General features: G+C 64.4%; 8 protein-coding genes. 6 read left to right on the forward strand and 2 right to left on the reverse strand.

Annotated features, from left to right (window positions below):
- Positions 1-49: 49 nt before the first annotated feature.
- From GYA95_RS21680 to GYA95_RS21700, 5 genes are all read left to right on the forward strand, one after another.
- Positions 50-1,117 carry a DUF2333 family protein gene (locus GYA95_RS21680; protein WP_013970713.1) on the forward strand — a complete coding sequence of 356 codons (1,068 nt, stop codon included), beginning with the start codon at positions 50-52 and terminating at the stop codon, positions 1,115-1,117.
- Between the two features lie 2 nt (positions 1,118-1,119).
- Entirely contained in the window at positions 1,120-1,656 is a 537-nt protein-coding gene (locus GYA95_RS21685) for an NUDIX hydrolase (RefSeq protein ID WP_015268817.1), read from the forward strand.
- A gap of 319 nt (positions 1,657-1,975) precedes the next feature.
- Positions 1,976-2,347, forward strand: a complete 372-nt coding sequence (locus GYA95_RS21690) for a translation initiation factor Sui1 (RefSeq protein ID WP_003257057.1) — start codon at positions 1,976-1,978, stop codon at positions 2,345-2,347.
- Positions 2,348-2,498: 151 nt separating this feature from the next.
- A complete protein-coding gene (speA, locus tag GYA95_RS21695) occupies positions 2,499-4,412 on the forward strand; it encodes an arginine decarboxylase (RefSeq protein WP_013970716.1) in 1,914 nt (637 codons plus the stop codon).
- 234 nt (positions 4,413-4,646) lie between these two features.
- Positions 4,647-5,102: an REP-associated tyrosine transposase gene (locus GYA95_RS21700; RefSeq protein ID WP_015268818.1), complete on the forward strand. Its 456-nt coding sequence runs from the start codon at positions 4,647-4,649 to the stop codon at positions 5,100-5,102.
- Between the two features lie 81 nt (positions 5,103-5,183).
- On the opposite strand, the gene GYA95_RS21705 is transcribed toward GYA95_RS21700, so the two are convergent.
- Positions 5,184-6,521 (reverse strand): MATE family efflux transporter, encoded by a 1,338-nt coding sequence (locus GYA95_RS21705; RefSeq protein WP_015268819.1) that lies wholly within the window; start codon positions 6,519-6,521, stop codon positions 5,184-5,186.
- Positions 6,522-6,771: 250 nt separating this feature from the next.
- On the opposite strand from GYA95_RS21705, the gene GYA95_RS21710 reads away from it, so the two are divergent.
- Positions 6,772-11,673, forward strand: a complete 4,902-nt coding sequence (locus GYA95_RS21710) for an alpha-2-macroglobulin family protein (RefSeq protein WP_015268820.1) — start codon at positions 6,772-6,774, stop codon at positions 11,671-11,673.
- A 133-nt stretch (positions 11,674-11,806) separates the two neighbouring features.
- Here the strand turns inward: GYA95_RS21710 and GYA95_RS21715 are convergent, their stop codons facing one another.
- Positions 11,807-12,100 (reverse strand): hypothetical protein, encoded by a 294-nt coding sequence (locus tag GYA95_RS21715; protein WP_013970720.1) that lies wholly within the window; start codon positions 12,098-12,100, stop codon positions 11,807-11,809.
- Positions 12,101-12,129: the final 29 nt, after the last annotated feature.

The following is a 12,129-nucleotide window of genomic DNA, read 5'->3' on the forward strand; positions in this document are numbered from 1 at the left end:
GCCTGTGGTCCAAGCCCCTGAACCGTCGTGACTGATTAAGGACAAAGCCATGCTGGACTGGAAAAACCGCGAGGCCAAAGCCGAGCCCCGCGAGCGTGTCGACGGCCGTGGCGCCGCCGCCCGTAGCTATCTTGGCGGCCTCTGGAGCCGTGCCCTGGGGACCCTGATCGGGTTGTACCTGCTGGTGTGCATCGGCCTGGGCTGGTACTGGAGCCAGGAGCCGGAGCTGTTCCCGGTGCAGCAGAACGCCCAGGCCGCAGCCGAGCGTACCGGCCAGCAGATGGTGGTGGGCTACACCACTATCGAAACCCTCAAGACCGTGGCCGGCACCTTGCTGAACAAGCCTGGTGGCTACATTTCCAACGACCGCTTCCCGCCAGGGCTGTGGATGGACAACATGCCGAGCTGGGAATATGGCGTGCTGGTCCAGGTGCGCGACCTGTCCCGTGCCTTGCGCAAGGACTTCGCCCGTTCGCAGTCGCAGTCGACCGAAGACGCCGACCTGGCCAAGGCCGAGCCGCGTTTCAACTTCGACAACAAGAGCTGGATCCTGCCGTCGAGCGAGTCGGAGTTCGAAGAGGGCATCAAGTCGCTGACCCGCTACCAGACCCGTCTGGCTGCCGGCGACAAGGGCGCAATCTTCTATACCCGTGCCGACAACCTGAACAACTGGCTGGGTGACGTGGCCACCCGCCTGGGCTCGCTGTCGCAGCGCCTGTCGGCCAGCGTTGGCCGGGTCAAGCTCAACACCACGCTGAAGACCGAGTCGCTGGTCGCCGGCCAGGCGCCGCAGGTGGACGAGGAGCTGGTGGAAACCCCATGGCTGCAGATCGACAACGTGTTCTACGAAGCCCGTGGCCAGGCCTGGGCGCTGTCGCACCTGCTGCGCGCCATCGAGGTGGACTTTGCCGACGTGCTGGCGAAGAAGAACGCCACGGTCAGCGTGCGCCAGATCATCCGTGAGCTGGAAGCCTCGCAGGAAGCCCTGTGGAGCCCGATGGTGCTCAACGGCAGCGGCTTCGGCATGTGGGCCAACCACTCACTGGTCATGGCCAACTACATTTCCCGGGCCAACGCGGCGGTCATCGACCTGCGTCAGCTGCTGTCGCAGGGTTGATGATGGCGATCAGCCCGAACGAGGCCGCCCACCGGGCGGCTTCCGACCGAGAACTGGTCACCTGGGTGGATGAAGCCGACCGGGTGCTGGGTGCCTTGCCCCGGGCCGAACTGCGTGAGCGCGGCCTGATCGGGCGTTGCACGTTCATTCTGCTGTTCAACAGCGCCGGTGAGTTGTGCGTGCACCGGCGTACCCTGAGCAAGGCGCTGTACCCGGGGTATTGGGATGTGGCGGCAGGCGGCATGGTGACGGCCGGGGAGGCGTATGCCGATTCGGCGGCGCGTGAGCTGGCCGAAGAGCTGGGGATCGACGGGGTGGAGTTGCGCTTTCATGAACGGTTCTACTTCGACCAGCCGGATAACCGCTTGTGGTGTGCGGTGTATTCGGCGGTTTCGGATGCGCCGTTGCGGCTGCAGCCGGAAGAGGTGATCGAGGCGCGCTTCATTGGCCTGGAGCAGGCTGAGCAAGAAAGTCTGACCAAGCCGTATTGCCCGGACTCGTTGGCGGCGTTGCAGCGCTATAAAGCCAGCCTGGGATGACGCCGTGGACCGCTTTGCGGTCCTTTCGCGACACAAGGCCGCTCCTACATTGATCGGGGTACGCAGGGCTTTGTAGGAGCGGCCTTGTGTCGCGATCGGGCTGCAAAGCAGCCCCAGTGTCGAAAGGAGTCGCAAAACATTCGCAAAATGCCGCATTCCAGTACTTAGCAACAGCGGGATTTATCGTTACACTGCGCGCCCTTTTCGGGCTGCCGCAGGTCTTGTGGCAGTAGCGCCGCCCCTGCCAGAGTGGGGCTTCGCGGTCGGGCTCAACCCCCAGGGGCCGACCAGTTTTTGTCCTCAGCACAGAGGAACAAAAGTGGCCAAGAAAGCTTCTTCCTTCGCCGCCCTTGGCGGTCTCGTTTACTCCACCGACACCGGTCGGCACTGCCCCGACTGTAGCCAGCCGGTGGATGCTTGTACCTGCAAGCAGCAGGTCATCCCCGAAGGCGATGGCATTGCCCGTGTGCGCCGCGAAAGCAAGGGCCGCGGCGGCAAGACCGTGACCACCGTCACCGGCGTGCCGCTGCCGCTCGATCAGCTCAAGGAGCTGGCCTCTACCCTCAAGCGCCGCTGTGGTACCGGTGGCGCCCTGAAGGATGGGGTCATCGAAATCCAGGGCGACCATGTCGAACTGCTGATCGGTGAGCTGACCAAGCAGGGCTTCAAGGCGAAAAAATCCGGCGGCTGATGCGGCCACGCGATTTTTTGCCCAGTGCTTTCTAAACTCGTTGCCGTGACCAGGGTCTATCCAGGGCACGGACGAATCGTCATTTTTGGCTTTTACACTGCGCCCGCCTCCTTGCGGGGCAGTGTCTTCGACTTATCTATAGGGGACTTGAATGTCCGTACGACGCACACGCAAAGACGATGGTAGCCAATGGACCGTGGCCGACAGCCGCAGTGTTTATGGCATCCGCCATTGGGGCGCTGGTTATTTCGCCATCAATGAAGCCGGGCGCGTCGAAGTACGCCCCAACGGCCCGAAAAGCGCACCGATCGACCTGTTCGAACAGGTCGACGAACTGCGCCAGAGCGGCCTGTCGCTGCCATTGCTGGTGCGCTTCCCCGACATTCTGCAGGACCGCGTGCGCCAGCTGACCGGCGCCTTCGATGCCAACATCGCGCGCCTGGAATACCAGAGCAAGTACACCGCGCTGTACCCGATCAAGGTCAACCAGCAGGAAGCGGTGGTGGAAAACATCATCGCCACGCAGAACGTCTCCATTGGCCTGGAAGCCGGCTCCAAGCCTGAGCTGCTGGCAGTGCTGGCGCTGGCGCCGAAGGGTGGCACCATCGTCTGCAACGGCTACAAGGACCGCGAGTTCATCCGCCTGGCGCTGATGGGCCAGAAGCTCGGCCACAACGTGTTCATCGTCATCGAGAAAGAGTCGGAAGTGGCCCTGGTGATCGACGAGGCCGCCGAGCTCAAGGTCAAGCCGCAAGTCGGCCTGCGCGTGCGCCTGTCGTCGCTGGCCTCGAGCAAGTGGGCCGACACCGGTGGCGAGAAGTCCAAGTTCGGCTTGTCCGCCGCCCAGCTGATTTCGGTGGTACAGCGCTTCCGCGATGCCGGCCTGGACCAAGGTATCCGCCTGCTTCACTTCCACATGGGCTCGCAGATCGCCAACCTGGCGGACTACCAACACGGCTTCAAGGAAGCCATCCGTTACTACGGTGAGCTGCGTGCGCTGGGCCTGCCGGTCGACCATATCGACGTTGGCGGTGGTCTGGGCGTGGACTACGACGGTACCCATTCGCGCAATGCCAGCTCGATCAACTACGACATGGACGACTACGCCGGCGTGGTGGTGGGCATGCTCAAGGAATTCTGCGACGCGCAGGGCCTGCCGCACCCGCACATCTTCTCCGAGAGCGGCCGTTCGCTGACCGCGCACCACGCCATGCTGGTGATCCAGGTGACCGACGTCGAGAAGCACAACGACGACGTGCCGACCATCGAGAACAAGGAAGCCCTGCCCGAGACCGTGCAGTGGCTGGTCGACCTGCTCGGCCCGACCGACATCGAGATGGTGACCGAGACCTACTGGCGCGCCACCCACTACATGGGTGACGTGGCCGCGCAGTATGCAGATGGCAAGATCAGCCTGGCCGAGAAGGCCCTGGCCGAGCAGTGCTACTTTGCCGTGTGCCGCCGCCTGCACAACTCGCTGAAAGCCCGCCAGCGCTCGCACCGCCAGGTGCTGGACGAGCTGAACGACAAGCTGGCCGACAAGTACATCTGCAACTTCTCGGTGTTCCAGAGCCTGCCGGACACCTGGGCCATCGGCCAGGTATTGCCGATCATCCCGCTGCACCGCCTGGACGAAGAGCCGATGCGTCGTGCCGTGCTGCAGGACCTGACCTGCGACTCCGATGGCAAGATCAACCAGTACGTCGACGAGCAGAGCATCGAGACCAGCATGCCGGTGCACGCGGTGAAGGAGGGCGAGGATTACTTGCTGGGTGTGTTCCTGGTCGGTGCCTACCAGGAAATCCTCGGTGACATGCACAACCTGTTCGGTGACACCGACTCGGTGAACATCTACCAGAACGCCGACGGTAGCGTGTACCACGCCGGTATCGAGACCCACGACACCATCGAAGACATGCTGCGCTATGTGCACTTGTCGCCGGAGGAGTTGATGACGCATTACCGTGACAAGGTGGCCAGCGCCAAGATCACTGCGCGGGAGCGGACTCAGTACCTGGATGCGTTGCGCCTTGGTCTGACCCGGTCTTCGTACCTGTCGTCGTGATCCTCGGGGGCCGCTTTGCGGCCCATCGCGACACAAGGCCGCTCCTACAGGGGACCGCGAAACCACATGGAATTGCGGTTTCGCGGGAAATCGCGGCGCGAGCTTTTGTAGGAGCGGCCTTGTGTCGCGATCTGAGGGCGCAGCCCTCACCGCGTCATACTCGGTAATGATCCACCGGCGATGCATTTCATCGCCATGCCTATCCTGTGAATGCAATGTTCAAAGGAAGTCGACATGGATCGTCACGGCAACCATCGCTTGCGCCAAGGGCGCTTTTCAGAGCCAGGCCGGCTCTACCTGCTAACCACCATCACACGCCATCGCCTCCCGTTGTTCGAGAACCTCTGGTTTGCGCGTTCGGCCATTCAGCAATTGCGGCTGAGTGATCGAGAGGGGAGTTGCCGTTCGCTGGCCTGGGTCTTGATGCCGGACCATTTGCACTGGCTGATCGAGCTTGGCCCGACCAGCCTGGGCAAACTCATGTGTGCCTTCAAGTCGCGAAGCAGTTGCGCGCTCTACCGTACAGGTGCCGAGCGACAGCACATCTGGCAACCCGGCTTTTACGACCGAGCGCTGCGCAAGGAGGAGGATGTAAAGGCCGCTGCCCGCTACATCATCGCCAATCCCATTCGGGCTGGCCTGGTGCGGCGGGCTGGTGATTATCCACATTGGGATTGTGTGTGGCTGTGAATCCGCAGGTGATCGCGATACCAGGCCATCTCCATGTAGGAGCGGCCTTGCGTCGCGATGGGCCGCAAAGCGGCCCCGGCATTACTGAATCCACTCACCTTTTTCCTGCAACCGCCATCCCACCCACCCCAACGTCACTGCCCGCAACCCCATGAACCCGAGAAACGCCAACCACAACCCATGGTTGCCAAACCCACTCATGAGCACCCCCAAGGGCAGCGCAATCACCACCGAAACCAACATCGCATTACGCATCTCCCGCGCCCGGGTCGCGCCTATGAACAAGCCATCCAGCAAATAACTCCACACCGCAATCAACGGCAGCAATGCCAGGTACGGCAGGTACGGATAAGCCGCTGCCCGCACACTCTCGATGTCGGTCTGCAAATCGATGAACAGGTGCCCGCCCAGCAGGAACAACCCGGCAAACCCCAGGCTGATGATCAGCGACCAGCCACAGGCCACCACCAGCGAGCGGCGCAATGTGTCGCGGTCGCGGGCGCCAATGGCATGGCCGCACAGGGCCTCTACCGCGTGCGCCAACCCGTCAAGCGCATAGGCAGTCAGCAGCAGGCCGTTGAGCAGCAGGGCATTGGCCGCCACGGTGGCTTCGCCCAGACGAGCGCCTTGCACGGTGATCAGCAGGAACACCAGTTGCAGCGCCAGGCTGCGCAGGAAGATGTCGCGGTTCACCGCCAGCAGCGGTCGCCAGGCCTGCCAGCGCTTGAGCGCCGCCCACACGATCTGCCCCGGGTAGGCGCGCAGGGCCGGGCGAGTCAGGGCCAGGCCGAGCAGGGCGGCGCTCCATTCTGCAATCACCGACGCCCGCGCCGAACCTAGCACGCCCCAGCCCAGGCCAAGCACGAACCACAGGTTCAAGGCGATGTTCAGCAGGTTGGTGGTCAGCAGGATGGCCAGTGGCGCCCGCGCGTTCTGGGTGCCGAGGAACCAGCCGACCAGGGCGTAGCTGGCCAGTGCCGCGGGCAGGCCAAGCAAGCGGGTATGGAAGAAGTCTTCGGTGGCTTGCTGCAGGGCCGCGCTGGGTTGCATCGCGTGCAGCGCCAGCTGGCTGAAGGGCAGGGCCAGCAGGCCGATCAGCAGGGCGAAGCCGACCGCCAGCAACAGCCCTTGTACCAGTACCTGGCGCAACGCTGCCCCGTCGCCTCGGCCGGCGGCCTGGGCGGCGAAGCCGGTGGAGCCCATGCGCAGGAAGCCCATCAGGCCGACCATGAAGGTGAACAGCGTGGCGCCCACGGCTACGGCACCCAACTGGTGGGCGTGGGGGAGGTGGCCGATGACCGTGCTGTCGACCAGGGCTACCAGCGGCACGGAGATGTTGGACAGGATCATCGGCGCGGCCAGGGCCCAGACCTTGTGGTGGGTGGGGCGGTGCTGCCAGTCGGTGGTCAGTGAGGTCATCGGGCGTCCTGGGGAATCCTGGGGCTGCTGCGCAGCCCTTTCGCGACACAAGGCCGCTCCTACAGGAACCGCAAGGCCTTCCAGGTTGCCGCGGTCTCTGTAGGAGCGACCTTGTGTCGCGAAAGGGGCGCAAAGCGCCCCCCGCTTTTCTAAATTGCCAGCAGTGTACCGGCCATGCAGCTAATTCGCGCGACCATAGTTGCGCTATAGTTGCTGCCCTCACGTACACGCTGCCAAAGAGTTCTACTCCATGTTCAACAAAGGATTGTTGCTGGCCTGCGCGCTGGCTTTGCTCAGTGCCTGTGACTCTTCGACGCCGGACAAGCCGGCGCCATCCGAAAAGCCGGCGGCCACAGCGCCCGCCGCCACCCCGGCACCCCAACGCGAAGACCCGGCCGTACTCGCCAAACGCTACGAGGGCCGAGAGCTGACGGTGCTGGATGTTTCCGAAGTGCAGCTCGATGGCGCCGCGACGCTGTCGATCAGCTTCTCCGCGCCGCTGGATGCCAAGCAGGACTTCGCCAGCAAAGTGCACCTGGTCGACACCGTCAAAGGCAAGCTCGACGGCGCCTGGGAACTGTCCGACAACCAGATGGAGCTGCGTCTGCGCCATCTGGAGCCGCAGCGCAAGCTGGTGCTGACCGTCGACAAGGGCCTGCTGGCGGTCAATGGCAAGCAACTGGACAGCGAGTCGATCAGCCGCCTGGAAACCCGCGACATGCAGCCGACCATCGGCTTCGCCAGCCGCGGTTCGCTGCTGCCCACGCGCCTGGCCGAGGGCCTGCCGGTGATCGCCCTCAACGTCGACAAGGTCGATGTCGAGTTCTTCCGCGTGAAGCCGGACATGCTCTCGACCTTCCTGGTCAACTGGGGGCGCAACAGCAGCCTTTACTACTACCAGTCCAAGGAAACCCTGGACATGGCCGATCTGGTCTACAGCGGCCGCTTCGACCTCAACCCCGCACGCAACACCCGCGAGACCGTGCTGCTGCCGATCGCCGGCATCAAGCCGCTGCAGGAGCCAGGCGTGTACCTGGCGGTGATGCGAGCCTCGGGCACTTACGACTACTCGCAACCAGCGACCCTGTTCACTCTCAGCGACATCGGTGTGTCCGCGCATCGCTACCGTGACCGCCTCGATGTGTTCGCCCAGGCCCTGGAAGGTGGCAAGGCGATGAACGGCGTCAACCTGGAAATCCATGACGACAAGGGCAAGCTGCTGGCTCAGGCCAGCACCGACAGCGATGGCCACGCCCAGCTGCCGATCACGCCCAAGGCCGACACCCTGATCGCCACCCAAGGCGTGCACACCACCCTGCTGCGCCTGAGCAGCGCGGCGCTGGACCTGGCCGAGTTCGACATCACTGGCCCGCAGGCCAACCCGCTGCAGTTCTTCATCTTCGGCCCGCGTGACCTGTATCGCCCCGGTGAAACGGTGTTGCTCAACGGCCTGCTGCGCGACCAGGACGGCAAGCCGGTCAAGGCGCAGCCAGTGAGCGTGGAAGTGCGTCGCCCGGATGAGCAGGTCAGCCGCAAGTTCGTCTGGGAAGCCGACGGCAATGGCCTGTACCAGTACCAGCTGCAGCTGGCCAGCGAGGCCCCGACCGGCCGCTGGCAACTGCTGCTCGACCTGGGGGGCGGGCGCAAGCAGGTGTATGAATTTCTCGTCGAAGACTTCCTGCCCGAGCGCCTGGCGCTGGAACTCAAAGGCAGCAGCAAACCGTTGTCTCCGGATCAGGATGCGCGTATCCAGGTCAATGGCCGTTACCTTTACGGCGCCCCGGCTGCCGGCAACCGCCTGAGCGGCCAGGCCTATGTTCGCCCGCTGCGCGAGGCGGTACCGGCGCTGCCTGGCTACCAGTTCGGCTCGGTCACCGAAACCGAGCTGAACCAGGACCTGGAGCTGGACGAAGTTACCCTCGACCAGGCCGGCAAGGCCGTGGTCGATATCGAAAGCCGCTGGGCCGAAGCCCGCTCGCCGCTGCAACTGACCGTGCAGGCCAGCCTGCAGGAGTCCGGTGGCCGGCCGATTACCCGCCGCCTGGAACAACCCATCTGGCCGGCCGAGCGCCTGCCGGGCCTGCGTGGCCTGTTCGACGGCGAGGAAACCGACAGTGACGGGCCGGTGGAGTTCGAGTTCCTGGTGGCCGACCGCAACGGCAAGAAACTGGCGGCCAACGACCTCAAGGTGCGGCTGGTGCGCGAGCGCCGCGACTACTACTGGAACTACTCGCAGAGCGATGGCTGGAGCTACGCCTACAACGAGAAGTTCCTGACCCAGAGCGAAGAGACCGTAAGCGTCAAGGCCGGCTCCACCGCCAAGCTGAGCTTCCAGGTGGAATGGGGCCCTTACCGTGTCGAGGTGGAGGACCCGGAGACGGGCCTGGTGTCCAGCGCGCGCTTCTGGGCAGGCTATCGCGCCCAGGACAACGCCGAAGGCGGCGCGGTGCGGCCGGACCAGGTCAAGCTGGCGCTGGACAAACCGGCCTACGCCGACGGCGCTGCCGCCAAGGTCACCGTCACCCCGCCCGCAGCCGGCAGTGGCTACCTGATGATCGAGTCCAGCGATGGCCCGCTGTGGTGGCAGGAGATCGACGTTCCCGCCGAGGGCAAGACGTTCGATGTGCAACTGGACAAGCAGTGGGCACGCCATGACCTGTACATCAGCGCGCTGGTGATCCGCCCGGGTGAGCGCAAGGCCAACGCCACGCCGAAACGCGCGGTGGGCGTGCTGCACCTGCCGCTGAACCGCGCCGAACGCAAGCTGGCGGTGAGCCTGCAGGCTCCGGAAAAAATGCGCCCGAAACAGCCGCTGACCGTGAAGATCAAGGCTGCAAATGCCGATGGCAGCGTGCCTGAACGGGTGCATGTGCTGTTGTCGGCGGTGGACGTGGGCATCCTCAACATCACCGACTTCAAGACCCCCGACCCATTCGCCAGCCTGTTCGGGCGCAAGGCTTACGGTGCTGACCAGCTGGATATCTACGGCCAGTTGATCGAAGCCGGCCAGGGCCGCCTGGCCAGCCTGGCATTTGGTGGTGACGCAGCGATGGCCAAGGGTGGCAAGCGCCCCAACACCACGGTGACCATCGTCGCCCAGCAGAGCCTGCCGGTGACCCTGGACGACAAGGGCGAGGGCCAGGCCACGGTCGATATCCCCGACTTCAATGGCGAACTGCGGCTGATGGCCCAGGCCTGGACCGAGGAACAGTTCGGCATGGCCGAAGGCAAGACCGTGGTCGCCGCGCCGCTGATCGCCGAACTCTCGGCGCCGCGTTTCCTGGCCGGTGGCGACCGTACCAGCCTGGCGCTGGACCTGGCCAACCTGTCTGGTCGTGCCCAGCAACTGAATGTTGAAATCAGCACCGAAGGGCAGCTGAGCCTGGCGGCCAACGCCGTGCAAAACGTAGCCCTGGCTGAAGGCCAGCGCTCGACGCTGATGATCCCGGTACAGGCCCAGGGTGGCTTGGGGCAGGGCAAGGTACATGTGCGGGTTACTGGCCTGCAGCTGCCGAACGAGCCGACCGGCGCGTTCGAACGCGAGTGGACGCTGGGCGTGCGCCCGGCCTACCCGGCGATGCTCAAGCACTACCGCGTGGCCTTGAAGGACCAGCCATGGACCCTGCCTGAAGCAGACCTGGCCGCCTTCGAACCCGCCGGGCTTGAAGGCAGCCTGGCCTTGTCGAGCCGGCCACCGCTGAACCTGGCCGAGCAGATCCGTGCCCTCGAAGCCTACCCCTACGGTTGCCTGGAGCAGACCACCAGCGGCCTCTACCCGTCGCTGTACGCCGATGCCGACAGCCTCAAGCGCCTGGGCATCAAGGGCGAGCCAGCCGATGTGCGCAAGCGCAAGATCGAGATGGGTATCGAGCACCTGCTGGGCATGCAGCGCTACAACGGCAGCTTCGGCCTTTGGAGCTCGGACAGCGAGGAAGAATACTGGCTGACCGCCTATGTCACCGACTTCCTGCTGCGCGCCCGTGACCAAGGCTATGGTGTGCCGGCCGAAGCGCTGAAGAAGGCCAGCGAGCGCCTGCTGCGCTACCTGCAGGAGCGCAACCTGATCGAAGTCGACTACAGCGAGAACGCCGAACACACCCGCTTCGCCGTGCAGGCCTATGCGGCATTGGTGCTGTCGCGCAGCCAGCAGGCGCCTCTGGGGGCACTGCGCGGCTTGTTCGAACGCCGCGCCGACGCCCGCTCTGGCCTGCCACTTGTGCAACTGGCGGTGGCGCTGGACAAGATGGGCGACAAGCCGCGTGCCGAGCAGGCCCTGCAGGCGGGCCTGGGCATCAGCCGCGGTAAAGGCTGGATGGCCGACTATGGTAGCGCCCTGCGCGACCAGGCACTGATCCTGGCGCTGCTGCAGGAAAGCAACCTGGCCAGCCGCCAGGTCGACCAGCGGCTGTTCGCCCTGTCGGATGAGCTGGCGGCCAACCGCTGGCTGTCGACCCAGGAGCGCAATGCGCTGTTCCTGGCCGGCCGTGGCCTGCTGGGCAAACCGGAAGGCCAGTGGCAGGCGCGCCTGGACAGCGCGGGTGAAGTGCGCGAGTTCAACAATGCCGAGTCTGGCATGAAGCTCGAAGGCCCGTTGCTGGCTTCGCCATTGAGTGTGCAGAACCAAGGCAGCGAGACGCTGTACCAGCAACTGACCTTGTCGGGTTACCCACGCCAGGCGCCTGCGGCCGGTGGCAACGGCATGCAGATCCGCCGTGAGTACCTGGGCATGAATGGTCAGCCGTTGGACCTGCATAACCTGCGCAGCGGCGACCTGGTGCTGGTGCACCTGGCGCTCAAGGCTGAAGACCGGGTGCCGGATGCGCTGGTGGTGGACTTGCTACCGGCGGGCCTGGAGCTGGAAAACCAGAACCTGGCGCAAAGTGCCGCCAGCCTGGAAAACGCCAGCAGTGCGGTGAAGGAATGGCGCGAATCGATGCAGAACGCCAGCGTGGTGCACCAGGAGTATCGGGATGATCGTTACGTCGCCGCGCTCAAGCTGGACAGCTATGGCACCACCCACCTGCTGTACCTGGCTCGGGCGGTGACCCCGGGCACCTATCGCGTGCCGCCGCCGCAGGTTGAATCGATGTACCGGCCAAACCTGCAGGCCGTGGGGGATGGGCAAGGGGAGATGACCGTAAAAGCCCGCTAGAATTTTGTCGCCTTTACCGGCCTCATCGCCGGCAAGCCAGCTCCCACAGGATGGAGCATGGCTTGAGGGCGACGCGGTCGAGGTGGGAGCTGGCTTGCCGGCGATTGGGCCGCAACGCGGCCCCCGGCCTTGTTCAGTGTATCACCCAGCTCATCACCCACAACCCCAGCAACAGCCAGATGATCCCGAGGATGATCGAGGCGCGCATGAACGCGCGGATTGCCGAGTACAGCAGCACCAGCCCGATGATCAGGGCGAGGATGCTGAGCAGCGAGGTCTCCATGCCCAAGGTGCGCGCCAGGCCATCGATGAAATTGCCACCGGCATTGGCCAGCAGGTTGAACAGCCCGCTCAATGCGTCGACGATGAAGCGGATCAATGACCCCAGCGCCTGGCCCAGCCACTCGAAAAAACCTTCTACATGCATAGTTGCTTCCTGATGAACGAATCGGCGAT

The sequence above is a fragment of the Pseudomonas asiatica genome (assembly GCF_009932335.1).
GTDB classification, from domain to species: domain Bacteria; phylum Pseudomonadota; class Gammaproteobacteria; order Pseudomonadales; family Pseudomonadaceae; genus Aquipseudomonas; species Aquipseudomonas asiatica.

Excerpts from the sequence above, each read along its gene's own strand:
- GYA95_RS21710 (WP_015268820.1), top strand. The coding sequence starts at position 6,772 with ATGTTCAACAAAGGATTGTTGCTGGCCTGCGCGCTGGCTTTGCTCAGT.
- GYA95_RS21715 (WP_013970720.1), bottom strand. The coding sequence starts at position 12,100 with ATGCATGTAGAAGGTTTTTTCGAGTGGCTGGGCCAGGCGCTGGGGTCA.
- GYA95_RS21700 (WP_015268818.1), top strand. The coding sequence starts at position 4,647 with ATGGATCGTCACGGCAACCATCGCTTGCGCCAAGGGCGCTTTTCAGAG.
- GYA95_RS21680 (WP_013970713.1), top strand. The coding sequence starts at position 50 with ATGCTGGACTGGAAAAACCGCGAGGCCAAAGCCGAGCCCCGCGAGCGT.
- GYA95_RS21685 (WP_015268817.1), top strand. The coding sequence starts at position 1,120 with ATGGCGATCAGCCCGAACGAGGCCGCCCACCGGGCGGCTTCCGACCGA.
- speA (WP_013970716.1), top strand. The coding sequence starts at position 2,499 with ATGTCCGTACGACGCACACGCAAAGACGATGGTAGCCAATGGACCGTG.
- GYA95_RS21705 (WP_015268819.1), bottom strand. The coding sequence starts at position 6,521 with ATGACCTCACTGACCACCGACTGGCAGCACCGCCCCACCCACCACAAG.